This is a genomic window from Acidimicrobiales bacterium (genome assembly GCA_041394265.1).
GTDB lineage: Bacteria > Actinomycetota > Acidimicrobiia > Acidimicrobiales > SZUA-35 > JBBQUN01.
The window spans coordinates 2,232,734-2,259,018 of the sequence record JAWKIO010000005.1; the positions used below are offsets into that span (position 1 = coordinate 2,232,734).

Below are 26,285 nucleotides of genomic sequence, written 5' to 3' on the forward strand. Positions count from 1 at the left end.
GCACGCTACCGGAGTGGGTGGCGGAGCGAACGCACCGAGCGCGCTTCGGCGGCTGGCGCATGCTGTCGTCGGCGGATCGCGGCGTTAGTGTCGCCGAGTGGCAAACGAACCAGCATCTGCAGCGAGTTCGGTTCCGTCGACATCCGGCGTGATCGACTACCCCGGCGCCCGCCGCCCCGATCGTCAGTGGACGGTCGACAGCAACGGACTGTCGATCGCGGCATACCAGTGGGGTGAGGACACCGCCCCGCCGCTGATGATCGCCCACGGTGGCTTCGACTTCGCCGGCACCCTCGACGGCTTCGCCGCCCGACTCGCCGATGCCGGACGGCGGGTCATCAGCTGGGATCAGCGTGGTCACGGTGACTCCCAGCACGCTGCGCTCTACAGCTGGGACGCCGACCTGCGCGACGCCCTGGCCGTGAAGTGGTCGGTGTCGAAGGACCCGATGCCGATGCTCGGGCATTCCAAGGGCGGTGGCTTGATGATGTCGCTGAGCGAGGTCCGCCCCGACCAGATCAGCCACCTGGTCAATCTCGACGGGTTGCCCTCTCGCCGCACCGTCCCTGACATCCCGGACCGGGAACGGACCCGGATGATGGCCAACGAGCTCACCAGCCGTCTCGATCACCGGCGGTCGGCGCACGAGAACGAACGCAAGCCCGGCACGCTCGATGAACTTGCCGATCGCCGGGCCCGGATGAATCCACGCCTCGATCGGGAATGGCTCCGTCGACTCGTGTCGATCGGGGCCCGTGAAGACGCCGACGGCTGGCGCTGGAAGATCGACCCGTCCATGCGATTCGGCGGGTTCGGTCCCAACCGGCCCGAATGGGCGCTGTCACGGCTCCCTGGCCTGCGAATCCCACTCCTCGCCGTCCTCGGCCTGGAACTCGAGGAGATGGGTTGGGGCACCCAACCCGACGACGTCGAGCCCTGGCTTCCGCCGGGAGCCCGGTTCGTCCCGCTCGAGAACGTCGGTCACTTCGTGCACATCGAGCAGCCCGACCAGATCGCCCAACTCGTCCTGGAGTTCCTCGCATGATCGTCCGACTGCCACACAACAAGATCGATCTCGCGCTCCACCGATTGGCCGAAGGATCCGGGGACTGCCAGCCGTTGCTGATCCTGCACGGGCTTGGCGAGGAGACCGGGTCCACCATCCCACTGCCGTGGGACACTTGGCCGGGAGCCGTGTGGGGACTCGACTTCACGGGCCACGGCCACAGCACCGTGCCCTCTGGTGGCGGCTACACGTGCGAGGTGTTGGCAAGCGACGTCGACATCGCGCTCGGCCACATCGGCCCGGCCACCGTCGTCGGGCGCGGGCTCGGCGCCTATGTCGGGCTCATGACCGCAGCGGCGCGGCCAGAACTGGTTCGTGGCTTCGTGATCGGCGACGGTCCGGGCCTGGCCGGAGGATCGTCGGGACCCGGCTCGGGGACCTGGTTCGCACCGGCCGACGCCGATGGGTCGAGTCCCGACCCCTACGCCCTGTTCGAGCTGTCGACCGACGTACGCCCCGCCGACTACGCCATGGGCTTCCTGCGGCTGGTGCTCGACCACTCCGACCTGGTCAACCCGGTGACCGTGACGGCCAAGGTCATGCCGCCATGGCTCGAGGCGGTGGCCGATGAGCCGGGGGTGCTGAGGGAATCGGCCGAGAGCGCGCGGGATCGCTACGCCCGGGGGCCCAAGGTCAACCCCTGACCGCACCGCCACGTGCAGCCGGAGCCGCAAGGCGATCGCGGGTCGTCAGTTGATCAGTGGAACAGGAGCGGGAAGGCGGTGAGCAGGGTGATCGTTGTCGAGACGATCATGGCCGCCCACCATCGTCGCTTCGCCGGGTGCAACGCCAGGCGCTTGTACGTTTCGACCACCGTTCCTCCGATGCCAGCTGCCTCCACGCCGCCAGGCACAACAACAGTTGTAGCGGCATCGGAGCTGGTCCGGGATGGGTAGAACGACGATCGGTGGGCAGCAGGACTACCCGAATGCGACCGTCAGTCGACGGACGCAGGGCTCGGCTCAGTCGTCGTCTTCGTCGATGTTGTTGAGGTTGATGATGCCGAGTCGCACCGCACCGAGGACGGCGTGGGTGAGGCTCTGGGCGTCGAGCTTGCGGTAGATCGCATTCAGGTGGTTGTGCACCGTCTTGGTGGTGATGCCGAGGTAGCGACCGGCCTGTTTCGTGCTCATACCGTCGGCGATGGCCTGGAGAATCTCGATCTGGCGATCCGACAGCAGTTCGTCGTTGGCCTTCTGCTCGGCGGCGGTCGTGAGCATCGCGCCGGCAAGGGCGGGCGACAACACGGTTTCGCCGTCGACCACTCGCAGGACCGTCTCACGGACCTCGGCGAAGGAGGTGCCCTTGCTCAGATAGGCGCTGGCACCAGCGCCGATGGCGTCACGAGTGCGACCGAGGTCGTCGTGCATGGTGAGCACGGCGATCCGGCACGAGGGAACGGCGTCGCGGATGCGGCGGGTGGCCTCGATGCCATCCATGACGGGCATGGAGAGGTCCATCAGCACCACCTCGGGCACCAGGGCCTTGGCCAGGGCAACGGCTTCCTCGCCGGTCGACGCCTCGCCGACGACGGTGTCACCGGCGGCTTCGAAGGAGCGACGAAGACCGTCGCGCAGAAGGGCGTGGTCATCAGCCAGCAGGATCTTGATCATGTCGTGGTTACCTCTCAGGCGGGTGGGCTTGTCAGCACCGTGATGACCGTGCCCTGCTCGGGTTCGCTCGTCACTTCAAGGATGGCTCCGACAGACGCAGCACGTTCCCTCATCCCGACCAGACCATAGGCGGTGCCCCGAATGCCCCTGCTGGGTTCGAAACCTCGACCATTGTCTTGCACGACAAGCACACCTCGTCCATCTTCGATCGACCAACTCAAATGAACATGAGTGGCCTTGGCATGCTTTTCGACATTCGCGAGCGCCTCTTGAGCAATTCGCAAAAGCTCGTTCTCGACAATCGGCGCCAGATGGAGCGTTCGGTCGTCGGGAACGCTCACCGTGATCTCGACTTCGCCCCGCTTCGAGAAGCGGTCGACGACCTCGCCGATGACGACGGTGAGCGGGCGTCCTGGCTGCACAGCGGCCCGCAACTCGATGAGCGTGTCTCGCAGATCGGCGATGGCTCCCTGCACGTCGCCGTGCAGTTCCTTGAGTTCGAGCGAGGGTTCGGGCTGCGCCGTGTTGATCCGCTCCAATTCCAGACCGATGTAGGTCAACCACTGCCCGAGACGGTCGTGGAGGTCTCGAGCGATGCGCCCCCGCTCGTCGGCAGCGGCCAGCGAGCGCAGGTGCTGGAACGATCGGGCATTCGCGATGGTGAGGGCCAGCATCTGGGCCATGCCATCGAGGAGTTCGGCGTCGGCCGAGGTGTAGCCACCGGGCATCTCGCGTTCGACGGCGACGAGGCCGGTGTCACGCCCGTTCACCACGAGTCGGGCATACAGGCCGCTTCCGGTGCGGCCGACGGTGACCTTGGACAGGTCGTTGACCCGAGTGACGTCGGGCGAGATGGCGGCCTCGACCAAGGGCGCTGGGAGCTGATGTGAGGTGAAGGTGGGAGGCAGGTCGAACCCTTCGACGAGCATTGGCGACCACACGCTGTCGTCGTAGGCGAGGACGAGGAAGCGGTCGGCGTCGAAGCTGTCGACGAGCTGGCTGCGGGTGGCGGCGAGCACGTCGGGCAGGTCGAGTGACGAGGGAAGTGAGGTGGCCACGGCATGCAGGGCGCCGAGGAGCTGGTTGGTCTCGCTCAGTGCGGAGGCGCGCTCGTTGGTGAGTCGACGCCGGTTCTCGAGCTGGAGCAGGCGTTGCTGGGCGATGCCGGGGAAGGCCCAGGCGCCGAGGACGGCCATCACGCCGGCGGGATTGGGCAGCTCGAAGCCGAGGGCAACGACCGAGGCCACGCTGGTGGACACCACGAGTGCTGTGCCGGCGGCCCAGGCACCGAGGCGTAGGCCCCAGCCGAAGGCGACGAGCGCAACGGCGACGATGACCGCTCCGACGAACGGATTGCTCAGACCGTCGGCAACACCGACGGCGGCCGACAGGATGGCGACGTCGGTGAGGGCGAAGGCTTGTTGCGGCTGACTCTTGTCGCCCAGCCGGATCGGACGGATGGTCCGCCACGAGGCCAGGAAGATGGCCACGGTGAGGGTGGCGACGATGGGGAGCTCACCGGCGGCGGCACGGGCGGCGGCCCAGCCCACGCCGACCATGACGGCTCCCCAGCGGAGCGCAGCAAGGACGGCAGACAGCGAGCTTGCGACCGACGGGCCGAGTTCGAGCTCACGCCCGGCGTCGTCGAGACCGCCGTGACGAAGGGCGCGCAGCGCAAGCAGCACCTCACCGGCGGGAGAGGCCCCGCTCGGTGGGAGGCCATCGCCTGCCTGCCCCTTGCTCGTCGTCATACCGCTCCCATCGGCACGAAAACCGTTGGATCAATCACCGAGTGTCAATCGGTGACCAAATGAAGTCGCTCTCAGTGATTCCGTGCCGCTACATAGGTGGCGAACGCCACCAACGTCTTCCTGACCTCGGGGGCAAAGGGTAGGCGATTTGACTCATGGATCGCGTCCTCGACCAAGGAATCTATTCGCCGCTCGATCTCACGGACGGCTCCGGTCTCGTCGAGGACCGACAACAGGGCCGAGATGTCCTGGTCAGACAGGTCGGGCCTGCCGATCGTGGCCAGGACCTTGCGCTGGGAATCGGATGCTCGTTCTGCGGCAACCGCCACCAGTTCGGTCGGCTTGCCGTCGCGCAGGTCTCCGCCGACGGGCTTGCCGACCCGGTCGGCATCGCCGAAGACCCCGAGCAGATCGTCGCGCAGCTGGAAGGCCTGGCCGATCGGGCGCCCGAACGCATCGAGTTGATCGAGCAACGCAGGGGACGCGCGACCGTGAAGGGCGGCACCGAGCTGCAACGGGCGGACGATCGTGTAGAGCGCCGACTTGAACATCGCCACCCGCTGGGCGGTCTCACGGGAGACCTCGCCCGACGCTGCGGCCTGCATGTCGAGGTATTGGCCGAGGTTGAGCTCGATACGCAGTTGATCCCAGACGTTGCGCGCCGTCGGGTGGGCGCCCCCGACGAACCGATCGGCGTAGACGTGGCCGAGGTCGCCGACCAGGATGGCAACGCCCTCGCCGTAGCGTCGCGGTTCGCCTCGCCACTGGTTCGAAGTGAGTCGTTTGGCCTGTTCGACGTGGATGGTCGGACGGTTGCGTCGGGTGTCGGCGGCATCCATGACGTCGTCGTGGATGAGCGCGAAGACCTGGAGCAGCTCGAACGCTGCTCCGGCGTCGATGATCGGTTGTTCGTCGATCTCACCGTCGTGCACGCCGGCCCACGCCCAGTAGCAGAATCCAGCACGGAGGCGTTTGCCGCCGGCGGTCATACGAGCGAGCTCGTCGATCGCCTCGACGAGCCGAGGGTCGACCTGCACCCACTGTGCGCGTTCGTCGGCGAAGAGCTGCTCCAGCCTGGCGTCGACCTTGTCGGCGACCTGAGTGAGGCCAACCGGGATGTCACTCATCGGGGACCTCGGCGTGGCGCGTGTCGCCGTCGAGCACCGCCGCCACATTGTTCTCCACGGTAGCCAACCTCGTGCGGCAGTAGCCGATCAGCGCCGTCGCCCGCTCGACCTGGGTGGCCAGGCTGTCGACATCGACGCCGGACGACTCGAGCGATGACAGGATCGATTCGAGTTCGGCGATGGCGTCGGCGTAGGGCAGTGGGTCGCCGCTCGGAGTGAGCAGTGGCATGGCGGTGGCGTCGTTCGTCATGTTCCGGGGTTCCCCGTGGTGGCGGTCGTGCTGGTGATAGTCGTGCTGGTGATAGTCGTGCTGGTGAGGGTCCCGTCGGCGAGCGACGTGACGAGGGTGGTGCCGGGCGGGGCATCGGCAGGGGAGCGAACCAGGTGTCCATCGGCTCGTCGGGTGATCGACCAGCCCCGGGCGAGGGTGACGGCGGGGTCGAGGGCGTTGGTCCGCAGCGTCTGGCGCTCCAGAAGGTCGCCGTTGCGCTCGATCACCCGACGCGTGGATTGGCTGACGCGGTGCTCGAGGAGTGCAAGCCGAGACCGTTCACGCTCGAGGTTGCCGCCGGCCAGCCGTCCGATCCGATTGCCCGCCGCCAGGAGGCGTCGTTCCTCACGATCGAGTTGCTGGATGGCGACGCGAATCAGGCGATGCTCGGCGTCGTCGACTCGTTCGACAAAGGCGCGTACACGCTCGACGATGGCCGCAGCACACGCAGTGGGGGTCTTGGTCGTCAGATGGGCCACGTGGTCGGCCACCGACAGGTCGATCTCGTGGCCGATCCCAACGAACACCGGGATGGGTGAGAGGGCGATCGCTCGGGCGACCTCCTCGTGGTCGAACGCCATCAGATCGGTTCGACTTCCGCCGCCTCGCACGATGGCGATCACGTCCGGGGCGTGGTCGACGGCCTCGGCCAACGAGGCGACGATCATCGGGACGGCTTCGGGGCCTTGCACCCGAGAGTCGATCACCTGCACATGGAACGGGAGGCCGCTGGCTCGCAGCTCGTGGAGGAAGTCGGCCTCGGCCGCACTGGCCGCGCTGGTGATGACAGCAACTCGCAACGGCAAGGCCGGTGCGGCCAGCCGACGGTTGGCCTCGATGATGCCCTCGGCGTGGAGGGTGGCCAGGAGCTGGGTGCGTGCCACTTCGAGCTGACCGAGTGTGAACGACGGGTCGATCAGGGTCATGAGCAGCTGCATTCTGCTCTGGGGCGGGTAGAAGGTGAGCCGCCCCCGCACCCGGATCTCGATGCCGTCTTCCATCCGGATACGGCCCGACTTCTTCAGGATCGCGTTGACCCGGAACTTGTGTTTCGCGAACAGCGCCACCGGCAGGACGGCCTCGGGGCGTCGCCCGAGTTCGCCCGGTTCGATCAGGTCGAAGTAGACGTGGCCATTGCTCGAACGATTGAGACCCGAGATCGCGCCTCGGATCCAGACCTCGTCGGGGAACCGGTCGTCGATCGTGCGCTCGAGAGCGTGGCACACCTCTTCCACACTCATCGTCTCCGGCACGCCAAAGACGCTACTGTCGGGGGGTCACCATGACGACCTCGGCGCCGTCGCCCCGCCCCACCATCCCCGACGCCGTTTCCGTTGATGACTAACGTCTGCACCGACCCCCGACCGGTGAAGACGTCCCTCCTCCACCCGCTGTTCCCGAGTCTCGCATTGCCCGATCCCCGACATCTCTCCGCTCCGCCGTTGCCGTTCGACCCTCCACTGGTCGCCGTCGACGAGCTCGGCCCGCTGATCGACCTGACGGGCGACCAGACCCCGGATTCGTCGATCCAGGGTGTTGCCATCTCCGCGGTCAACCCGCAGACCGGCGACGGGCACATCCTCTATGCGAGCGAGAATCTGTTGGATCTCCTGGGCTACCAGGCCGCAGAGCTGCTGGGTGCGAGCCCAGGTGTCCTGTTCGCCGAAAGCACTCCCGGCGAGCAACTCGACGCCATTGCCGAATTGGTCGAGGCCGGCAAGCAGGCGGTGGTGAACCTCCAACTGTCACGCGCCGAAGGCACCGACATCTGGGTACGTGGCTCGTTCCTCCGTCTGCCGTCGATGACCTCGGAATGGCCCTACTACCTGTCGATCTTCCGGGAGCCGACCGCCCGGGTGGCTCAGGAACAGCTGCTCGCCGACTCCGCCGAGATCCTCGATGCCCTGGTCGGTGGCCACGATGTGGCCGATCTGTTGCACCGCGCCGCCGAGCGCATCGACCGTCACATCAGCGGTGGCACCTGCTGGATTGCGCTCGCCGATCAGCTCGGAGGACTCGAGCCGGTCATCACGGGGTCCCATGATCTCGAGCTGGTCCATCGGGTTCTCGAGTCGGTCATCGACAACACCAAGCTCAGCACCGAGCTGTTCGTCCGCGTCGCCGACCTCGACGACACGCTGGCCGCTGCGCTTCGTGAGCAGCACATCGATGCGCTGTGGTTCCAACCGCTGTGGGGTCCCAACGGCCAGCGCCGTGGTGCCATGGTGATCGCCCACATGTCGCGTCTGCGGCCCACCGACGACGAGGCGATGGCGCTCGGCCATCTCACCCGGCTCGTGAGCCTGGCGGTCGAGCGCAGCGTGGCCGAAGCGCACCTCGCGCACAAGGTGCTGCACGACCGGCTCACCATGCTGCCCAACCGCATGCTGATCTCCGACCGTCTCGACCAGGCGGTGGCCCGCCTCGGACGCGAGCGGGCCCGACTCGCGGTACTGCTCGTCGACGTCGACCGGTTCAAGCTGATCAACGACGCCTGGGGGCCCGAAGTCGGCGACGAGGTCCTCATCGAAGTGTCGCGCCGGCTGCGTCAGTCTGTGCGACTCGGCGACACGGTCGGACGCATCAGCGGCGACCAGTTCATGGTCCTCTGCGTTGCCCTGACCTCGGACTCCGATGTGCAGGCCATGGCCGAGCGGATCGTCGATGGCATCGGACGGCCATTCCAGATCGGCGACGCCGAACTCCGGATCACCGCATCGGTCGGTGTGGTGCTGGTCGAGGAACCGGGCCAGTCGCCCAACGTGATCATCTCCTACGCCGAGTCGGCCCTCGCCCAGGCCGTCGCCGACGGTCGGTCCCGCTATGCGATCTACCAGAAGGGCACGACCAATCCGGTGCTCGTGCGCCTCGAGGTCGAGAAGGCGCTCGAGGTCGCGCTCACCGAGAACGAGCTGGTGGTGCACTACCAACCGTTGGTCGACATCGCCTCGGGGCGCATGGTCGGTGCCGAGGCCCTGCTGCGGTGGGACCGGCCGGGGAAGGGCCTCCTGCCGCCGTCGGAGTTCATCGAGATCGCCGAGGACTCCGGACTCATCGTTCCCGTCGGAGCGTGGGTCATCAACGAGGTGTGTCGCCAGATCGCTCGCTGGCCCGTTTCACCCGAGGGTGCCAAGCCCGTCATCTCGGTCAACCTGTCGGCACGGCAGCTGTCCGACGCCAACCTCATCTCCGTCGTCATCGGCGCGCTGGAACGGCACCACGTGTCGACGGCCCACCTTGGCTTCGAGGTCACCGAATCGATGCGGGTCGAAGACGTCGAAGGAGCGTCCGCGACTCTCAATGAGCTCGCCATTCTCGGGTGCAAGCTCTCGATCGACGACTTCGGCATCGGCTACGCCACCCTCGACTACCTGCGCCGGTTCTCGATGGCCGACACCATCAAGATCGACCGCTCGTTCGTGAGCGGTCTCGGCATCTCTCGTGAAGACTCGGCCATCGTGTCGACCTCCACCCAGCTCGCCGCCCAGCTCGGCCTGTCGGTGGTCGCCGAAGGCGTCGAGACCTACGACCAGTTCGCCGAACTGGCCAAGCTCGGGGTCGACGTCGCCCAGGGGTACCTGCTGAGCCCCCCGGTGCCGCTCGAGCGGGCAATCCAGCTGTGGGCCCAGGGTGAGCTGATCACTCCGTTCACCGACGAGTGACCAAACCGCCGGTCCCGCCCCCACACGACGGTCGCTTCGGCCCGCCCTCTCACGACGGTCCCTTCGGCCCGCCACCACTCGGGCCGCCGTCGTTCGAGCAGGCCCAGCCAACCGGTGCCGTACCGGCGATGCCTCCGCCCACCGGTGCGCCCTGGGGTTCGCCGCCACCGCCGCCCGGCGCCTTCGGCCCGCCGCCCTCGAGACAGCGTCCGTGGTGGGGACTCGGCGACGTCCTGCTTGCGCTACCCGTCATCATCCTGACGACCATCGTCGCCACGGTGGTCTGGGCAATCGTCGCAGCGATCAGCGGCACGCTCGACCTCGGTGGTCTCGCGTCGGGCGATGACACCGAGCTCCCGGCCTCGCTGTTCGCCGCCTCGCTCGTCGGACAACAGCTCGGGCAGGGGGTGTGGCCGTGGATCGTGTCCAAGTGGAAGGGCCGCGGGATGCGACTCGACTGGGGCTGGGCGTTCGAGTGGCGTGACCTGTGGATCGGACCCCTGACCGGGTTGGCGGCGCTCGTGCTCGCTGTCGTCGTCGGGGCGCTGGCCTCGACCCTGGTCGGTGGCGACGAGGTGTCCAACACGTCGTTCCTCGACGACGCCGAGGGCACCCTTTCCTACTGGGTACTCATCGCCGGAGTGGCCATCGGCGCACCGCTCACCGAAGAGCTGTTGTTTCGCGGTCTGATCCTACGAGCGCTCGAGAAACGAGCCGGATCGGTCGTCGCGATCATCGGGTCGACCATCGCCTTCACGTTGCCGCACTACATCTCGGCCAGCCCGGCCGAGCTCGTGGTGCTCCTCGCGTCGATCGGCAGTGTCGGGCTGGTGTTCGCCATCGTCGCGGTTCGGACCCGACGGCTCGCGCCGGTCATCATCGCCCACGTGTTGTTCAACGGGCTCACCGTCGTGCAGCTGCTGCTGGGCAGCTGACGACGTCGGCCGGCGAGTCTCAGTCGGTTCCCGGCCAGCTGGGCACACCGTTGTCGAGCTGCACGCCCATGGTGTTGAGGAATCCCGACACCAGGCGGTAGAAGCCGGCGACGATGACCAGCTCGACCTTCTCGGCGTCGCTCCATCGGCCAAGCCGAGCCCAGGTGTCGTCGGAGACGACATCGTCACGGCACAGATCGTCGGCCAGATCGATGAGGGCTCGATCGTCGTCGCTCCAGTCGCGGCTGCCGCCGGCGATGGCGGCGATCTCGTCGTCGGTCAGTCCCGTCTGCTTGCCGATCAGGGTGTGCTGACCGAACTCGTAGACCGCCTGAGCGTTCCAGCCGACCCGAAGGATCACGATCTCCCGCTCACGGGCCGGGATCAGTCCCTTGTTGAGCAGGAAGCCACCGAGGAGATTGAACCGCTTCAACAGCTTGGGGTGGTGGGCCAGCGTGCCGAAGATGTTGAGCGGGGTGCCGTCGACGGTGAGCGCGTTGGCGAGGATCTCGGCGACCTCGGCGTCGAACTCGGCCACCGGGGCAACGCGGGGCTCGCTGGGTCGAGGGGCGGGGGCGGAGGGATCGGTGGACATCGGCAGATCCTGTGGTGAGGTGGCTCGGACGATGGCGAGTCTGTTGCGTCGGATCAGACTTGGCGAATCCGGCGGAGAAGTCCCTCTTGGGCGACCGTGGCGATGAGTACCCCGTCGGCGCTGTGCACGGTGCCATGGGCCACGCCCCGTGACCCCTGGAGTGACTGCAACCGCATGTCGTAGAGCTGCCATTCGTCGGCCCGGGATTCCCGGTGGATCCAGACCGAATGGTCGAGACTCGCCCCCATGTGCGTGCCCTCGCCGTACCCCTGCGCCTCGGTGTTGCCGCTCCAGACGGCGTCCATCGGGATGTGGTCGCTGGCGTAGACCATGGCGGCCGTGTGTACCCACGGGTCGTCGGGCAGTCGGTCGGGAAGGGCGTTGCGGATCCAGGCGATGGCCCGCCCGGGCTCGGTGCCGGGCACGGTGCGGACGTCGGAGATGTCGTCCCACTCCTCGTGGATGCACTCGTCGGGCGGGGGCACCGCGAGGTCGGCGACAGCTCGCGAGAACTCGACATCGGGTTCGTCACGATGGAACGAGCACGAAAGGTTGAAGATCGCGCCGCCCGGTTGGCGAGCGACGACCCGGCGGGTCGTGAATGATCGGCCGTCTCGGATGAGGTCGACGTCGAACACGATCGGCACGGTCTCGTCGCCGGCGCGGATGAAGTAGCCGTGGAGACTGTGGACCTTGTGGTCGTCGGGGACCGTGGAGCGGGCGGCGGTGAGCGCCTGCGCGACGACTTGGCCGCCGTAGACCCGCTCTCGTCCCCGGGCAGCACTGCGACCGAGGAAGAGCCCCGCCGCGAGCTGTTCGAGTTCGAGGAGCTCGACCAGGTTCGTCGGCGGGGCCGATCGTTCGACCGTCAAGGATTACTCCTGGACGAGTTCGATCAGTGTCCCGAAGCTGCCCTTCGGATGCACGAAGGCAACGGTGGTGCCACGCGAACCCGGTCGGGGCGCCTGATCGATCGCCTTCGCTCCGGCCGCGACCATCTGGTCGAGCGCTTCCTGGCAGTTCTCGACCCGATAGCCAACATGGTGGAGTCCCTCGCCTCGCTTCTCGATCGAGATGGCGATGGGGGAATCGGGTCGGGTGGCGGCGGTCAGCTGGATGTAGGACTCGCCCACCTTCACCAGCGCCTCCTCGACACCGTCGCTCTCGACGATCTCGCGATGATGGACTTCGGCCCCGAAGGCCTCCTGGTAGTAGGCGATTGCGGCCTCGAGGTCGCGCACGGCGATGGCGATGTGGTCGATGGCGGTGAGTTGCATGGGATGCTCCCTGGTCGTTCGTTGCTCTGATCCGGTCGCCGGGGCAGGCCGGCGACCAGGCGACTACTTCAGTGAATCGGCGTGGCGGCGGAACATGGTGATCTTGTCCTCGCCAATGCGCTCACGCTTGGCCTGGTCGGTGATGCCCTGGCCCTCACCCGACGCCAGGCAGAGCACGCCGAGCTTGCCCTCGTGCTGGTTGTGATGCACCTGGTAGGCCGCATCGCCGACGTGATCGAGATCGTGGACCGCCGACAGGATGGGCTGGATTGCGCCCCGGTCGATCAGCTTGTTCATCTCCCACGCCTCGGCGTAGTTGGCGAAGTGGCTCGACACGATCCGCTTCAGCTTCATCCAGAGGTGGCGGTTGTCGTATTCGATCATGTAGCCCGAGGTGGCGGCGCAGGTGACCACGGTGCCGCCACGCTTGGTCGCGAACACCGACGCACCCATGGTCTGGCGCCCCGGGTGTTCGAACACGATGTCGGGATCATCGCCGACGAGTTCACGGATGCGCTTGCCGAAGCGGCGCCACTCGCTCTCGTCCTGGGTGTGCGGGTCGGACCAGAACTGGTAGTTCTCGGCCCGTCGATCGATGACGGCCTCACAACCCATCTGGTTGAGGAGTTCGGCCTTGTCGGGAGAGGACACGACGCCGATCGGGTAGCCGCCACCGTTGAGGACCAACTGGATGGCGTAGCCGCCGAGACCACCGGTGGCACCCCAAACGAGCACGGTGTCGCCCTGCTTCATGCCGGCAGCGTTGGTGGACACGAGCATGCGGTAACTCGTGGCGGCGCAGAGCGCGTTGACCGCCGACTCCTCCCACGTGAGGTGCGCCGGCTTCGGCATGAGCTGGTTGGCCTTCACGACCGTGAGATCGGCCAGGCCGCCGAAGTTGGTCTCGAATCCCCAGATGCGCTGGTTGGCGGCGTGCATCGAGTCGCGGTGGGCGTCGGGGTCTTGGTCGTCGACGTAGTTGCAGTGGATCGTGACCTTGTCGCCCACCTTCCAGTTGCGGACGGCCGACCCGGTGCGCAGGACCACGCCGGAGCCATCGGAGCCAATCACGTGGTGATCGAGGGCGTGGCGTGCGCCCCACTGGCTCTCTCGGCCGAGACGGTCGAGGAAGCCGAAGGTGGGCAGCGGCTCGAAGATCGAGGTCCAGACCGTGTTGAAATTGATCGAGCTCGCCATCACGGCGACATAGACCTCGTCGGGGGCCAGCTCCGGCGTCGGCACCTCGCCGACGTGGATCGATTGGCGGGGATCTTTGTCGTTGGACTCCATGCCCTCGAACATCGCAGCGTCGCTGCGTTGGACGTAGGCGGCCCGATAGCTCTCGGGGATCGGAAGTGCGGCAAGCTCTTCGGGGCTGGCGTCGTTCTCTATGGCTTCACGGAAGTCATGCATCGGGGAACGGTACCGGCAGACGGCTTGCGCGCTCAAAGTGGCGGCACGCTGTTGGGTAAAACTGCTTCCGAAAGTCTCACAGAAAAACGGCTGCTGCCGATCCAATAGTCTGAGCGAGGAGGAATCCGTCCGTGGTTTTGCGTCCCGAAGACATCGAACAACGTGAGTTCGGCTCCGCATTGCGCGGGTTCGACAAAGCCGAGGTGCGAGCGTTCCTGCGCCGTGTCGCCGGCGAAGTCCGATACCTCGAGGCCGAGGTCGACGCCGCACGCGGTGGCGCACCTGCCACCGAGCGGCCGTCGAGCGACCTCGAGCTGCCCCGTGTCGACACCCGCCCGGCCCCGCCCACGCTCGCTCCGCGAATCGACGACCTCCCTGCTCGTGATCTGCCCGACCTCGGGGCTCCTGGCACCCGCCTTCCCGAGCCCGTCGCCACGCCGCCGGCGGCGTTGAGCGGCTCGTCGCCCGAGATCGAGGCCGACCGCTTCGGTGTGCTGGGCGATCGCATCGCCAACTTGTTGCGTGACGCCCAGGAGACCGCCGAACAGGTGCGGAACCAGGCGAACGCCGACGCTGCCCAGACTCGCGCCGAGGCGATGGCCGCCAGCGACGAGATCCGCTCGAGTGCCGACGACTACGCCACGCAGACTCGCAGCGAAGCAGCAGCCGCCGCCGATGAACTCCGCACCTCTGCCGAGAGCTACTCGATCGAGGTCCGCGCCGCCGCCGACACCGACGCCGCCTCCATGCGTGCTGCCGCCGAGGAGGCGCTGGCCAATGCGCAGGCCGAAGCCGCCGAGATCCGCGAGCACGCCCTGGCCGACGCCACCGAGCTCCGCACCCGGGCCGCCGCCGAACTCGACGCTGCTCGCGCCGAGGCCGGGCAGACCATCAGCCAGGCCGAAACCGAAGCCGTCACCCTCCGCCAGCAGGCGATCGACGACGGCGTTGCGAGCCTCAGCTCCCGTGAGCAGGCCGTCACCGAATCCGAAGCCCAGGTTGCCGCCGAGCGAGAGCAGGCGCTCGCCGAACTCTCTGACGCTCGTGCGCAAGTCTCGACCCTGTTGCAGGAAGCTCGGGCCCAGTCGGAGTTCATCCGCCAGGAGTCCGAAGAGATCATTCGCACCAAGGTGCGAGCCAACATGGAGCAGGCGCAGCGTCGCATCGACATGCTGCGAACCACCGAGACCGCCTCGAAGGACCGCATCGCTGCCGCTCGCAAGGAGCTCGAGAGTGCACTTGCTCGGCTCGACGCCGAGCCGGTCCCCGGCCTCCCCGCCGGGACCGAAGACCTGGTGCTCGAAGAAGCACAGCAGGTGGCGCTCGGTCAGGTCGGCCACGAGGCGGCTGCCGCCGAGCCTGCCGCTGGTGGCGACGAGTTCGCCGATGCGAACATCATCGAGGCCGGTCTTGTCGAGTCGTCGTTCGAAGCCGGATCATTCGAGGCCGAGTCATTCGAGTCGTCCGCCTACGAAGCTGCCGGCTATGACGAGATCGACCCCGACGCTGTCGATGCCGCTTCCGCTGCCGCCGACGCCTTTGAAGCAGCGGCCGCTGCCGACGATGGCGGCATGACCGCCGAAGCCGTGATCGAGTCGCTCGGTGAGGCTCCCGCCGACACCGACGCCGATGCTCCGGGCATGGTGGACCTGCCGGCTCCCGAGGCGATCACGCCGCCGCCTCCTCCCCCCGGTTTCGGTCCGTCCGAGCACGGTGGCAACTTCTTCACCCGCAGTGAAGGTGCGATTCCGCCCCCGCCCCCTCCTCCGGGCTTCGACGCCCCCGTCGGTATCGACGCCCCCGTCTTCGACACCGGCTCGAACGACCCCGGTGCCGTGATCGATCCGCTCGAGGGTTTGATCCCCGACGAGAACGAAGGCGCTCCGACGCTCGAGTACGCCGTCGAGGCGGGCGGTGACTCGCTTGACGCCGCCGATTCCGGGTCGTCCGATGCCCTCGCCGACATCGACACCCCGGAGAACGAGGACGCACTGGCCAAGCTTGTGCGTGAAGCGATGCAGCGGGCCGTCGACAGCGCTCGAGGCAACCAGAACTGACCACGCATCGACGATGCCCCCGACCGTTGCGGCGGTCGGGGGCATCGTCGCGTTCTCCGTCGCGGTGTGCAGCCGCGTGGCTAGTGTCGTTCCGACACTCGTTCGAGGAGGACAACGCATGGCCACGTCATCAGAAGGTTCCTACATCGTTGCCGGGGCACGAACCCCGATCGGCAAGCTGAGCGGCTCGCTCGCCGGCTTCCCCGGCACCGAACTCGGCGGCTTCGCCATCGCCGCGGCGCTCGAGCGGGCCGGGATCAGCGGCGACGATGTCGACTACGTCTACATGGGCCAGGTGCTCCAGGCCGGTGCCGGGCAGATCACCGCCCGTCAGGCGGCGGTCAACGGGGGGATCCCCATGACCGTGCCGTCGTCCACCATCAACAAGGTGTGTCTTTCCGGCCTCAACACGATCTTCCTCGGGCACCAGTTGATCCAGGCTGGGCTGGCCGACGTGGTCGTTGCCGGCGGCATGGAGTCCATGACCAACGCTCCCTACCTGCTCCCGGGTGCCCGGGCCGGGTATCGAGCGGGCGACAAGACCGTGGTCGACTCCATGATGTTCGACGGTCTGTTCTGCTCCTTCGATGTCTGCGCAATGGGTGCGGGCACCGAGAAGTACGCCGCGTCGGCGGGATTGAGCCGAGAATCCCAGGACGCGTTCTCGGCCCAGTCGCACGCTCGTGCGGCCGCCGCCATCAAGAACGGGCTCTTCGATGACGAAATCGTGACGGTCGAGGTGCCCCAGCGTCGCGGCGACCCGTTGACGGTCTCGGTCGACGAAGGGGTACGCGTCGACACCACCGCCGAAAGCCTGGCCGGTCTCCGGCCTGCCTTCGACGCGTCGGGCAACATCACCGCAGGCAACGCCTCACAGATCTCCGACGGGGCCTCCGCCGTGGTCATGATGAGCAAGGCCAAGGCCGAGTCGGTCGGGGTCACCCCGTTGGGCGAAGTCGTTGGTTACGGCCAGATCGCCGGACCCGACACCTCACTGTTGACCCAACCGTCTCGCGCCATCGTCGATGCGCTCGAGCGGTCGTCGCTCACCCTCTCCGACCTGGGACTCTTCGAGCTGAACGAGGCATTCGCCGCGGTCGGCCTTGCCGCCATGGCCGATCTTGGCATCAGCGACGACGTGGTCAACGTCAACGGCGGAGCGATCGCCCTGGGGCACCCGATTGGGGCCTCCGGCAACCGTTTGGCACTCACGTTGTTGCACGAAATGCGGCGATCCGATGTCGACTACGGCGCTGCCGCCCTGTGCGGCGGTGGCGGGCAGGGCGATGCCGTGCTCCTAAAGAGCGTCAAATAACGTTGATGTAATCAAAAAGGCACCCCGAGTTGGGTAAAGATACCCACACCGTGCACTTGTCACAGAAGCGTCAATGTCGTAACGTAACCGACATAAGACGTTCGGCGACCTTCTCAGGTCGAAGTGGTCAGGCCGCCGAATCTGAAGACTCCCGGGTCGGTGATCCTCTCCCCGCCGACCCGGTTGTCGCGTCTGGAGCCAGATGCCACCCAGACGGCAGCCGTGTGACGGCACGCGTCGGCCCGATCGACGCAGCACTCGCCAGCTCGCCGCTTCGTCGAATCGGGGGTCAGGCGAAGGTGCGACGACCCTCGAGCGCACGTCCGAGCGTGAGCTCATCGGCATATTCGAGGTCGCCGCCCACCGGCAATCCCGAAGCGAGACGCGTGACCGTGATCTCGAACGGGGCGAGGATCTTGGTGGCGATGAAGCCGGCGGTGGTTTCGCCCTCGATGTTCGGGTTCATGCAGAGGATCACTTCGGTGATGTCCTCGGTGGCGACCCGCAGCGCCAGTTCCTTGATCTTGAGTTGGTCGGGCCCGATGCCCTCGAGCATGTTGATGCAGCCCTGGAGCACGTGATAGCGGCCGTTGAAGGCGCCGGTCTTCTCGACGGCCGCAATGTCCTTCGGTTCCTCGACCACACACAGGACGTGCTGATCCCGTCGAGTGTCGGCGCAGATTTCGCAGTGCTCGCCCTCGGCCACGTTGAAGCAGCGGTCACAGAACGAGACCAGTTCCTTCATGTCGTTGATGGCGTCCGACAGGCGGCGGGCATCGATCGGATCGACCTTCAGGAGATGGAAGGCGATGCGCTGGGCCGACTTGGGCCCGATGCCGGGCAGCCGGCCGAGCTCGTCGATGAGGACTTCGACGGGGCGGGCGTAGACGCTCACGATCCCCCGAGCAGCCCACCGAGATCGAGACCGCCGAGATCGATGCCGCCCATCGCCTCCTGCTGGAGGTCGGCCACCTGACTGGTGGCGTTGTGGAGGGCGGCGAGGACGAGCTCCTCGAGGAGTTCCACATCGTCGGGGTCGACCACGTCGGGAGCGATCGACACGCTCACGAACTGGCCGCCGCCGGTCATTTCGATCGACACCTTGCCGCCACCGGCGGTGCCGGTGACCACCTGGGCGGCCTGGGCCTCTTGGGCGGCGACCATCTGCTCCTGCATGGCCTGCGCCTGCTGCAGCAGGGCTCCGAAATCGAGGCCTGCGGGTTCGACCGAATCGCTCATGGGACGCTCCTGGGGAAGGCGAAACCCCAATCGTAGTGAGCGCGATGGCGCGCGGCGTCACGCGGTGCCGGTTTCTCCGCCTCGACCCGACGGATCGCCGCGGAGGTGGTCAGAGCGGGCTGTCGAACGACTCGATCACCTGGGAGCCAGGGAACGCCTGGGTGAGGCGCTCGATACCGGACCCTGCGATGTTGGTGGCCGTTTCCAGCTCGTTGATGTCGCCGATGTCTTCGTCATCGATCTCGGGGGTTGGGGGCGGGGCCGCTGCCGGCTGGTCAGCCGCCGGTGGCCTCACCGCTTTTGGGGCGTTGTCGTCGACCTCGATGATGACGGTGACCGCACGACCGAAGTGCTGGAGCAGCGCGGTCTCGATCTCGGGGCGGACGTCTTCGCAACGCGGGAGGTAGTAGTTGTTGGGCACGGCGAACGTGGCCGTGCCGGCACCGTCGTCGGCGGCGGTCGGCGAGGCGGCGGCAAAGCGGACCCGAGCTCGTTGGGACACCGAGTCGAGCAGGCCGGCGTCGAGTGCCGCGGTCAGGGTGCCGATGGAGAACGGCTTGGTGGTACCACTCGGCGCTGCCGCCGCCGGGGTTGGTGCCGGCGGGGGAGCGGGTGTCGGTGCGGCGGCTGGAGGGGTTGCCGCTGGTGCCGGGGTCGCCGTGGCGTCCGATGGCGAGGCGGGGGCTGACGCAGCCGACGCGTTGAGGGTTTCGGCCAGGTTGGCCCGAGCGAGGTCGGCCGGGCCTCCTGATGCCGGCGGCGAGGTGGGGGCCGGTGCCGAGCGACGGGCGGGTGGTGGCGGAGCACCCGACGGCGGGGGCGGTGCGGCGGGGGTGGCGGATCGGGTTGCCGCTGGTGCCTCGGGGACCGGGGCGGTCGGTGCAGGTTGGGGTGCAGGACCGGAGGGCGCTGTGCTGGGCGCCGCCGCGACTCCACCGGCAGCGAGCGCGGCGATCTGGGCTTCGAGTTGTTCGATGCGCTGGAGGAGGCCGGCGGTGTCGGCGCCGTCTCGGCGCGAGAGGCGAAGGAGTGCGACCTCGAGCGGGACCCGCTGGTCGGGTGCCTGTCGCATGTCGACGAGCGCCTGCCCGAGCATCTCGAGCGAGCGGGTGATGGTGGCCGGGCCGAGCTTGTCGGCCAGCTCGGTCGACGCCTTCCGGGCGGTCTCGCTCAGCTGCGTGAGTGGCGCCCCCATCGATGCCAGGAAGGCATTGCGTAGGGTTTCCACCGTGGTCTCGCCGATGATCCGTGGCTCGCGGCCGGCCTCGATGGCCCGCTCGACCGCCGCGATGGTGCCGGGTGCGTCGCCGTCGCCGATGGCGAGCGCCAGTTCGACCCCGATGTCGGATCCTTTGGGGACTCCGCCGGCGGCAGCGACGAGATCGAGGGCCGAGAGCGTGTCGCGAGCCGAGCCGCCGCCCTGTCGCAAGGCGTACTCGATGCCCTCTTCATCGATGTCGAGCCCGGCGTCGGCGATGACGTAGCGCAGGTGCTGATCGAGGTCGTCGCCGGGCAGCAGGTTGAACTCGAAGTGTTGGGTACGACTCCGGATCGTGGGCACGACCTTGTGCGGCTCGGTGGTGGCGAGCACGAACACGACATGCTCGGGTGGCTCTTCGAGGGTCTTCAGGAGTGCGTTCTCGGCCCCGGACGTGAGCATGTGCACCTCGTCGAGGATGTACACCTTTGTTCGCCCCGGTGAGCCGAGTGCCACCTTGCCGATCAGCTCCCGGATGTCGTCGACCTTGTTGTTCGACGCGGCGTCGAGTTCGTGGAGGTCGAACGAGGTGCCGTTCTGGATGTCGACGCAACTCTTGCAGACACCGCAAGGCTCGCCGTCGGTGAGGTTCTCGCAGTTCAGCGCCTTGGCGAGCACACGGGCGGTGCTGGTCTTGCCGGTGCCACGGGGACCGCTGAAGAGATAGGCATGGCTGTGCCGCCCCTCGGCGACCGCCGTCTGTAGGGCCTTCGTGACATGGGACTGGCCCTTGATCTCGGCGAAGTTCTGCGACCGGTAGCGGCGGTAGAGGGACTGATAGGCCACGATTCGAGCCTACCGGTGAGCACCGACAGACCCGGGCGGCGGTGTCTCGAGCGACCGCCGGCGGGGTGCAACCTCGACACGGGCGGTGCCCAAAACGGCGAACCACCTGCTCTCGCAAGTGACGGCCAGACGATCTGCGGCGCACCGAACGTTCCGCTGAGAGCTGCTGCCTTCCGGCCCTGACTCGGTTCACGGCGTTCGGTCGCACAGGGTCCGACCGTCACCTGCCAAAGCAGGTGGAACGTCCGCTAGCCTATCGGATTCGTGGTCAGGTCAACCTGGGCACCCAACTGGAGGAGTGCGAGAGCGGCCGAATCGGCACGCTTGGAAAGCGTGTGAAGGGCAACCTTCCGTGGGTTCAAATCCCACCTCCTCCGCCAACGACGCGAACCGAGCCGGTGCCAGTGGCACCGGCTCGCTTCGTTCCCGCTCACGATCCCGCGTGGGCGATGAGGTCGAGTTGGCGCCAGATCGTGGTCAGGATGGCGACCGAGCCGGCGAAGGCGAACCAGAAGGGTCCGGTCACGCCCCACCGCCCGGCGATCAGGCCGCCGACGACGGCGCCGATGACGAGGCCGCTGTAGACGCCCGTCAGGTACACGCTGGTCACCCGGCCCTGGAAGGCGGGAGGGACCGCCCGCTGACGCACCGTCGTGGCCACCGTTCCCCAGACGGCCTCGTGCGCGCCGAACACGAAGAAGATCGGGAGTGCGACCCATGGGCTGGTCGTCATCGCCAGCCCGAAGTGCGTGAACGTTTCGATCAGCAGACCGATCCGCATGATGTTGCCGAGTGAGAGATGGCGTTCCAGTCGGGGGTAGATCGTGGTCCCGAGCAGGCCGCCGACGGCGCCGACGGTGGTGAGGAGGCCGAAACCGATCTCGCCCAGGCCGAGCCGCTCGAGCGCGTATAGCACGAGGATCGACCACGCCGCCCCGAAGGTGACGTTGAACGTGATGATCGTGAGCGTGAGTGTCCGGATCGGCGGATGCCGCCAAAGCCAACGGACACCTTCGACGATCTCGGTGCGCACGCTGCTGCCCGCACCTTCTCCGTCCGACATGACGGTCGGTGACGCGATGGTCGGCGCGGCGATGGTGAGGACCAGCGCGGCACCGGCGAGAACGGCCACGATCTGGGCGACGAACGGCACCACCATGCCGAGGGTGAACAGGACGGCGCCCAAGGGTGGGCCGATCAGCCGATTGATCGTGATGTGCCCGAACATGAGCCGGGCGTTGGCGACCCCGATGTCGTCGGACTCGACCAGCATCGGAAGGAGAGACGACGCCGACGTGTCGACGAACGACTCGGCTGCCCCCAGCAGGAACAGGGCGATGAGCACCACCCAGACGCTCTCGGTCGACGTCACGATGAACACGCTCAGGACGCCGAGCACCAGTGCCCGGGCGAGGTTGGCGGTGGCGATCAGCCGTTTCCGGTCGAGCCGATCGGCGAGCACGCCGGCGTACAGCCCGACCAGCAGGTTCGGCAGCCAGGCCATCGCGGCGGAGGCTGCAATCAGCGTCGGGTTGCGGGTCTGCGACGCAACGAGCAAGGGCCCGGCCGCAAGGGCGACGCCATCGCTCAGGTTCGTGACCCACGATGAGGCCAGCATCTGGCGGTAGTCGGACCCCAGACGGTCCGGCGCGATCATCGACACGATCCGGGCCACCGCTGGACGCTATCGCCCGAGTGTGCAGGCGATCGCCCGGGCGTGCACACGATCGCCTGAGCCCGGTGCGCGCTCGTGCGTACCGGACAGGTTCACCACTACATTGCGGCCGTGACCGAACCGATGTCCGATGCTGTACCTCCCGCCGGCGCCCCGACCGACGAGGTGCCGGCATCGCAGGCCGCCACCTGGTTCGGCGTGACCGACGAGCACGAGCGTGTGATGCGTCTGGCCATGGCCGAGGCAGCGCGAGCCCTCGAACATGGCGACGTGCCAGTGGGTGCCCTCGTGTTCCAAGGGGAGGCGCTGATCAGCTCCCGACACAACGAGCGTGAACTCACCGGTGATCCGACCGCGCACGCCGAGGTGTTGGCGCTGCGCGACGCGGCGGAACGACTCGGCCGCTGGCGGCTCGATGACTGCACGCTGGTCGTCACACTCGAACCGTGCCTGATGTGCGCTGGTGCGCTCCTGAACGCCCGGGTGGCGTCCGTGATCTACGGCGCCGCCGACATGAAGGCCGGGGCCTGTCTCAGCCTCTACAACGTCGGCGACGACCCGAGGCTCAACCACCGCATCGACATCGTGCCCGGCGTCCTCGAGGCCGAGTGCGCCGAACTACTCACGTCGTTCTTCGCCCCCCACCGCTGACCGGCCCCTGCACTCCCACCACCTCCCACCACCCCCCAGCAACTTTGGAGAGTTCATGCCGCTCAGAGGTGTCAACTCCCCAAAGTTGCGTGGGTTTGGAGGCGGTGCGGGCTGGAGGACGCTCCTATGTCGTGTCAAGCGGTGTGATGTTCGAGCTGGCGGAAGAGCTGTCGCGTGACGTATCGCTTGAGGCAACGTTTGATCTCCCGATCGGTCTTGCCCTCGGCGCGGCGCCGCTCGACGTAGGCCCTGGTCTCGGGATCGACCCGCATGCGGGTAACGACGACGGTGTGGATGGCCTGGTTGAGACGGCGATCACCGGACCGATTCAGCCGATACCGGATCGTCATTCCCGACGAGGCTGGAATCGGAGCGGTGCCGGCAAGCATCGCGAACGCAGCGTCGGAGCGAACGCGGCCGGGATGTGACCAGGCGCAGAGCACGGTCGCCGCCACGATCGGGCCGACACCACAGTTGTCCAACAAGTCTGGGCGCCAGGCGCGGACGAGGTGAAGGATCGCTCGTTCATGCTCCCGGGCTTCCTCAGCAAGGTTGATCGCCCGGCGGGCGAGACAACGCAACACGAGTGCGGTCTCACGTGTCGCCACGTCCCAGCGTGGATCCACACGAAGACGGGAACAGATCTTGAGCATCTCCGCCGTGGTCTTGCCCCGAAGCTTCGACCGGAGCTGCTCGGGAGCGACAACGACGAGCCCGTGGATCTGGCGTTGAGTATCGGTGCTGCTATCGACAGCGAGGCGGCGGGCAGCCAGCCGAACTGCGAGCGCTTGGCGTTCCCCGTCAGAGCGAGGCTCGCTCAGGTGCTCACGGCTGAGTGCTTCACGAGCAGCACGAACGGCGTCGATCGGGTCGGACTTCGCTCCGTGGCGACGGTTGGCTCGTTTCGGTCGATCGAGTTCGACCACCCATTCACCGCGCTCGGCCAGGCAACGGGCGAGACCGGCGCCATATCCGTTCGCACCTTCGATCGCCCAGACCCGCAGGCCACCGTGATTCCCAGCGAACTCGAGCAGTGCCTGATGGCCACCGAGATCGGTGCAGGCGGTCATGCTGTCGATCACGGCGCCGGTCGATGCCGCAACGACAGCGGCGGTGTTGGTGTGTTTGTGGGTGTCGACTCCGATGACGACGTCGACGACTTCTGCCAGCATGGTCACTGCGTTTCTCCTTTGAACGTGGAACGTGAGGTTCCGGTCCAGGGCGGAGATCGGCGGGACTGTGATGGGACACGCCAGGGATCAGCTGGCGGTCGAGCTCCTGATCAGGCCAGTCACTCCGGCCAGGGCCGGGGCCGATGACCGGATGCGGACATGTCCCCAACAAGACACTGCGGTCAGTCAGAATTCGAGTCACGCACCAGGCCATCGACCACAGCACACCACGAGCGCGGTGGCCGCAGCTACAGACTCACAGTCAGAGGTGTTTGAGCGCTTCTCGGCGGGAGAGCGGTGACAGGGTGTCGCCGAGATCCTCGACGAAGGCCCGAACGGCGTCGGGGTCGGTCCGGGCGTATTGGCGAAGCGCCCAGCCGATGGCCTTCCGCATGAAGAAGTCAGGATGGCCTGCCTTGCGCCGGGCGTAGGCGAACAGCCGATCCGCGTCGGTGTGGTCCTTCCACATGAGCTGATGCAGCATGGCGGTCCTCGCCACCCAGAGGTCGTCGTCACCGATCCATGCATCCATCTCGTCACCGAGGTCCGGGTGCGCCTTCACCAGTGCGCCCACCACGTGCACCGCCAGGGAGTCGACGGTGTCCCACCATGACTTGGTCACGATGAGGGCGCGAACCCGGGCAAGGTCGGCCGGTTCGAGCGCACCCGCCCGCTTGCGTAGGACGTCGGCCGCTGTGTACTGGAACTCGCGCTCGTCTTCGTCCCAGCAGGCGTCGGCGAACGCCAGCAGTTCGGAGTTCGACGCCCGGGCCGATGCGTTGAGCACCGGCTTCTGCGCCGACCTCCGGACGGCAGCCGGTAGCCCGAGGAACTCGAAGTGCCCCTTCATGTAGGCGGCCATCTCCACGGCTCGCACCGGGTCGGCGACGGCCTCGAAGTCGTCACGGAGTTCAGGGAGGCGAGCGAGCAGCGTCGGAGGCACACGCCATGTCATAGCAGCCGTTTCGGGGAGAAGGCGGTGCGACCGCGACCGCCCGGGACCCAGACCCTGCGACACTTCGACGATGGTTCGCTCCACCGCCATTGCTGTCGTCGCCGCTGCCTCGATCCTGGTCGTCGCGTGCGGATCCGATTCGTCGGGCGACGCCGAGCCGACGACCACCACCGACACCACCGTGACATCGGCCGGTGACGCGGTGGCCGCCGAAGCCACTGCGTCGACGCCGACGACCACCGACGAGGCGGCTGTCCTGGTTGTCGATCTCCTGAACGGCAGCCCGTTCGACGAGGCGGTCTACGACGCGGCCTTCGCCCCAGTATTCCGAGAGGCGCTCCCGTTCGATGACTTCGCCACCGTGGTCGCACAGGTGGCGGCCGACGGGCCGTGGACGCTCGGACCGGCGCGATCGGTGGCGGGGTCGATGGCGACCTACGAACTCCAGGCAGCGGGCGGCGACCTCGTACTGCTCGATGTCGCCATTGGCCCCGACGGAATCTCTGGCCTGTTCTTCTCGCCCGACCGAGCCTTCGACGCACCGGGTTCGGTCGAGGATGCCGTGGCTCGGTTGACGGAACTCGGCGACCTGCGCGCCGCGGTCATGGACGCCTCGCAGGGAGCGTGCGGTGCCGTGGTCGACCGGGGGGCCACCGAGATCATGCCGCTGGGATCGGCGTTCAAGCTCTACGTCCTCGGGGCGGTGGTCCACGCCATGGACGATGGCTCGATCGGATGGGACACCGAGGTGGCGGTTCGAGACGAACTCGACAGCCTCCCGTCGGGCACGGTGCAGGACCTCGAGCCGGGAACGGTGATGACCGTTCGCGAACTTGCCGAGGCGATGATCTCGATCTCGGACAACACCGCCACCGACCATCTCATCGACCTGGTCGGACGGGCGGCAGTGGAGGACATGCTCGTTCCGATGGGCAACGACGCCCTCGACCGCAACCGTCCCTTCCTCACGACGCGCGAGATGTTCGTGCTGAAGTTCGGCGATCCGGAGCTCGGTCGCGAGTTCGTCTCGGCCGACGAGTCGGGTCGCCGGGCGATCCTGGCCGATCGGGTGGCGGCGGCGCCGCTGCCGACCGCCGGTGGCGTCGACCTGTCGCAGCCGGTGTTGGTCGACGAGCTCGAGTGGTTCGCCAGCCCGACGGCGCTCTGCGACGCCATGGTGTGGCTGACGGCCGACCCAACGGCGCTCGAGATCCTCTCGATGAACCCCGGTGTCCCCGCGACCGGGTCGTCCTGGGACACGATTGCGTTCAAGGGCGGGTCGGAGCCGGGCCTGATCACCATGGTGTGGTGGACCTCGACCGAGGACGGCCGTGCCTTCGTGACCGCAGGAAGTGTGGTGTCGGAGACCGGCCCGGTCGACGAGTTCGAGGCCGCCAATCTCCTCGCCGTGCTCCGCGACCTCGGTCCCGCACTCGATGAGGTCGGTGGGAGCGACTGAAGGCGCTA

The 26,285-nt window shown here is 67.4% G+C and carries 24 protein-coding genes, 1 tRNA gene and 1 other RNA gene; 9 read left to right on the forward strand and 17 right to left on the reverse strand.

The genetic code is table 11. The features are described from left to right. The first annotated feature begins 97 nt into the window (after positions 1–97). Entirely contained in the window at positions 98–1,045 is a 948-nt protein-coding gene (locus R2733_10975) for an alpha/beta hydrolase (GenBank protein ID MEZ5377022.1), read from the forward strand. After that, positions 1,042–1,710 carry an alpha/beta hydrolase gene (locus tag R2733_10980; GenBank protein ID MEZ5377023.1) on the forward strand — a complete coding sequence of 223 codons (669 nt, stop codon included), beginning with the start codon at positions 1,042–1,044 and terminating at the stop codon, positions 1,708–1,710. Before R2733_10975 ends, R2733_10980 begins: the two co-directional genes overlap by 4 nt. Before the next feature lie 53 nt (positions 1,711–1,763). Here R2733_10980 and R2733_10985 read toward each other — a convergent pair whose 3' ends face one another. The 6 genes from R2733_10985 to xseA form a co-directional block, all read right to left on the reverse strand. Continuing rightward, positions 1,764–1,907, reverse strand: coding sequence for a hypothetical protein (locus R2733_10985; GenBank protein MEZ5377024.1), 144 nt, complete (start codon positions 1,905–1,907; stop codon positions 1,764–1,766). Positions 1,908–2,028: 121 nt separating this feature from the next. Further along, entirely contained in the window at positions 2,029–2,679 is a 651-nt protein-coding gene (locus R2733_10990) for a response regulator transcription factor (GenBank protein ID MEZ5377025.1), read from the reverse strand. Positions 2,680–2,693: 14 nt separating this feature from the next. After that, positions 2,694–4,430, reverse strand: a complete 1,737-nt coding sequence (locus R2733_10995) for a GAF domain-containing sensor histidine kinase (GenBank protein MEZ5377026.1) — start codon at positions 4,428–4,430, stop codon at positions 2,694–2,696. Positions 4,431–4,501: 71 nt separating this feature from the next. Next, positions 4,502–5,557 (reverse strand): polyprenyl synthetase family protein, encoded by a 1,056-nt coding sequence (locus R2733_11000; protein ID MEZ5377027.1) that lies wholly within the window; start codon positions 5,555–5,557, stop codon positions 4,502–4,504. Next, entirely contained in the window at positions 5,550–5,807 is a 258-nt protein-coding gene (xseB, locus tag R2733_11005; protein MEZ5377028.1) for an exodeoxyribonuclease VII small subunit, read from the reverse strand. Before xseB ends, R2733_11000 begins: the two co-directional genes overlap by 8 nt. After that, a complete protein-coding gene (gene xseA, locus R2733_11010; GenBank protein ID MEZ5377029.1) occupies positions 5,804–7,081 on the reverse strand; it encodes an exodeoxyribonuclease VII large subunit in 1,278 nt (425 codons plus the stop codon). The genes xseB and xseA overlap by 4 nt, the downstream gene beginning before the upstream one ends. A 114-nt stretch (positions 7,082–7,195) precedes the next feature. On the opposite strand from xseA, the gene R2733_11015 reads away from it, so the two are divergent. Both R2733_11015 and R2733_11020 read left to right on the forward strand, forming a co-directional pair. Continuing rightward, a complete protein-coding gene (locus R2733_11015) occupies positions 7,196–9,490 on the forward strand; it encodes an EAL domain-containing protein (protein MEZ5377030.1) in 2,295 nt (764 codons plus the stop codon). Beyond that, the gene (locus tag R2733_11020) at positions 9,487–10,425 is read left to right on the forward strand and encodes a type II CAAX endopeptidase family protein (GenBank protein ID MEZ5377031.1); all 939 of its coding nucleotides are present in this window, start codon (positions 9,487–9,489) and stop codon (positions 10,423–10,425) included. Before R2733_11015 ends, R2733_11020 begins: the two co-directional genes overlap by 4 nt. A gap of 19 nt (positions 10,426–10,444) precedes the next feature. Here the strand turns inward: R2733_11020 and R2733_11025 are convergent, their stop codons facing one another. The 4 genes from R2733_11025 to ccrA all read right to left on the reverse strand — a co-directional run bounded on the left by R2733_11025 (position 10,445) and on the right by ccrA (position 13,710). Next, positions 10,445–11,020 (reverse strand): carboxymuconolactone decarboxylase family protein, encoded by a 576-nt coding sequence (locus tag R2733_11025; protein MEZ5377032.1) that lies wholly within the window; start codon positions 11,018–11,020, stop codon positions 10,445–10,447. A 53-nt stretch (positions 11,021–11,073) separates the two neighbouring features. Then, positions 11,074–11,892, reverse strand: a complete 819-nt coding sequence (locus tag R2733_11030; protein MEZ5377033.1) for a thioesterase family protein — start codon at positions 11,890–11,892, stop codon at positions 11,074–11,076. A gap of 3 nt (positions 11,893–11,895) precedes the next feature. Then, positions 11,896–12,297: a methylmalonyl-CoA epimerase gene (gene mce / locus R2733_11035; protein MEZ5377034.1), complete on the reverse strand. Its 402-nt coding sequence runs from the start codon at positions 12,295–12,297 to the stop codon at positions 11,896–11,898. Between the two features lie 63 nt (positions 12,298–12,360). Continuing rightward, positions 12,361–13,710: a crotonyl-CoA carboxylase/reductase gene (gene ccrA, locus R2733_11040; protein MEZ5377035.1), complete on the reverse strand. Its 1,350-nt coding sequence runs from the start codon at positions 13,708–13,710 to the stop codon at positions 12,361–12,363. Positions 13,711–13,841: 131 nt separating this feature from the next. Here ccrA and R2733_11045 point away from each other — a divergent pair, with 131 nt between their 5' ends. Both R2733_11045 and R2733_11050 read left to right on the forward strand, forming a co-directional pair. Next, positions 13,842–15,767 carry a DivIVA domain-containing protein gene (locus R2733_11045; GenBank protein MEZ5377036.1) on the forward strand — a complete coding sequence of 642 codons (1,926 nt, stop codon included), beginning with the start codon at positions 13,842–13,844 and terminating at the stop codon, positions 15,765–15,767. Positions 15,768–15,885: 118 nt separating this feature from the next. Next, positions 15,886–17,082, forward strand: coding sequence for an acetyl-CoA C-acetyltransferase (locus R2733_11050; protein ID MEZ5377037.1), 1,197 nt, complete (start codon positions 15,886–15,888; stop codon positions 17,080–17,082). Between the two features lie 289 nt (positions 17,083–17,371). Here the strand turns inward: R2733_11050 and recR are convergent, their stop codons facing one another. The 4 genes from recR to ffs form a co-directional block, all read right to left on the reverse strand. Next, entirely contained in the window at positions 17,372–17,977 is a 606-nt protein-coding gene (gene recR / locus R2733_11055) for a recombination mediator RecR (GenBank protein MEZ5377038.1), read from the reverse strand. Then, the gene (locus R2733_11060; GenBank protein ID MEZ5377039.1) at positions 17,974–18,321 is read right to left on the reverse strand and encodes a YbaB/EbfC family nucleoid-associated protein; all 348 of its coding nucleotides are present in this window, start codon (positions 18,319–18,321) and stop codon (positions 17,974–17,976) included. Before R2733_11060 ends, recR begins: the two co-directional genes overlap by 4 nt. 109 nt (positions 18,322–18,430) lie before the next feature. Continuing rightward, positions 18,431–20,365, reverse strand: coding sequence for a DNA polymerase III subunit gamma/tau (dnaX, locus tag R2733_11065; protein ID MEZ5377040.1), 1,935 nt, complete (start codon positions 20,363–20,365; stop codon positions 18,431–18,433). Between the two features lie 120 nt (positions 20,366–20,485). Beyond that, an RNA gene (gene ffs, locus R2733_11070) (signal recognition particle sRNA small type) lies at positions 20,486–20,584 on the reverse strand. Positions 20,585–20,657: 73 nt separating this feature from the next. Here ffs and R2733_11075 point away from each other — a divergent pair. Continuing rightward, positions 20,658–20,745, forward strand: a tRNA-Ser gene (locus R2733_11075). A gap of 50 nt (positions 20,746–20,795) precedes the next feature. Here the strand turns inward: R2733_11075 and R2733_11080 are convergent. Then, the gene (locus R2733_11080; protein MEZ5377041.1) at positions 20,796–22,040 is read right to left on the reverse strand and encodes an MFS transporter; all 1,245 of its coding nucleotides are present in this window, start codon (positions 22,038–22,040) and stop codon (positions 20,796–20,798) included. Between the two features lie 111 nt (positions 22,041–22,151). On the opposite strand from R2733_11080, the gene tadA reads away from it, so the two are divergent. Further along, positions 22,152–22,691 (forward strand): tRNA adenosine(34) deaminase TadA, encoded by a 540-nt coding sequence (tadA, locus tag R2733_11085; protein ID MEZ5377042.1) that lies wholly within the window; start codon positions 22,152–22,154, stop codon positions 22,689–22,691. A 134-nt stretch (positions 22,692–22,825) separates the two neighbouring features. Here the strand turns inward: tadA and R2733_11090 are convergent, their stop codons facing one another. Together R2733_11090 and R2733_11095 are read right to left on the reverse strand one after the other, a co-directional pair. After that, complete coding sequence (locus R2733_11090) at positions 22,826–23,863, reverse strand: IS110 family transposase (GenBank protein ID MEZ5377043.1); 1,038 nt, start codon at positions 23,861–23,863, stop codon at positions 22,826–22,828. Between the two features lie 262 nt (positions 23,864–24,125). Continuing rightward, on the reverse strand, positions 24,126–24,806 hold the full coding sequence (locus tag R2733_11095) for a DNA alkylation repair protein (GenBank protein MEZ5377044.1): 681 nt from the start codon (positions 24,804–24,806) through the stop codon (positions 24,126–24,128). Between the two features lie 82 nt (positions 24,807–24,888). Here R2733_11095 and R2733_11100 point away from each other — a divergent pair, with 82 nt between their 5' ends. Then, positions 24,889–26,277 carry a serine hydrolase gene (locus R2733_11100; GenBank protein MEZ5377045.1) on the forward strand — a complete coding sequence of 463 codons (1,389 nt, stop codon included), beginning with the start codon at positions 24,889–24,891 and terminating at the stop codon, positions 26,275–26,277. The last annotated feature ends 8 nt before the right edge of the window (positions 26,278–26,285 follow it).

Bases quoted from the DNA above. Each gene is read 5' to 3' on its own strand.
- R2733_11000 (MEZ5377027.1), bottom strand. From the start codon at position 5,557: ATGAGTGACATCCCGGTTGGCCTCACTCAGGTCGCCGACAAGGTCGAC.
- ccrA (MEZ5377035.1), bottom strand. From the start codon at position 13,710: ATGCATGACTTCCGTGAAGCCATAGAGAACGACGCCAGCCCCGAAGAG.
- R2733_11100 (MEZ5377045.1), top strand. From the start codon at position 24,889: ATGGTTCGCTCCACCGCCATTGCTGTCGTCGCCGCTGCCTCGATCCTG.
- R2733_10980 (MEZ5377023.1), top strand. From the start codon at position 1,042: ATGATCGTCCGACTGCCACACAACAAGATCGATCTCGCGCTCCACCGA.
- R2733_11060 (MEZ5377039.1), bottom strand. From the start codon at position 18,321: ATGAGCGATTCGGTCGAACCCGCAGGCCTCGATTTCGGAGCCCTGCTG.
- xseB (MEZ5377028.1), bottom strand. From the start codon at position 5,807: ATGACGAACGACGCCACCGCCATGCCACTGCTCACTCCGAGCGGCGAC.
- R2733_11090 (MEZ5377043.1), bottom strand. From the start codon at position 23,863: ATGCTGGCAGAAGTCGTCGACGTCGTCATCGGAGTCGACACCCACAAA.
- mce (MEZ5377034.1), bottom strand. From the start codon at position 12,297: ATGCAACTCACCGCCATCGACCACATCGCCATCGCCGTGCGCGACCTC.
- R2733_11050 (MEZ5377037.1), top strand. From the start codon at position 15,886: ATGGCCACGTCATCAGAAGGTTCCTACATCGTTGCCGGGGCACGAACC.
- R2733_10995 (MEZ5377026.1), bottom strand. From the start codon at position 4,430: ATGACGACGAGCAAGGGGCAGGCAGGCGATGGCCTCCCACCGAGCGGG.
- R2733_10990 (MEZ5377025.1), bottom strand. From the start codon at position 2,679: ATGATCAAGATCCTGCTGGCTGATGACCACGCCCTTCTGCGCGACGGT.
- R2733_11025 (MEZ5377032.1), bottom strand. From the start codon at position 11,020: ATGTCCACCGATCCCTCCGCCCCCGCCCCTCGACCCAGCGAGCCCCGC.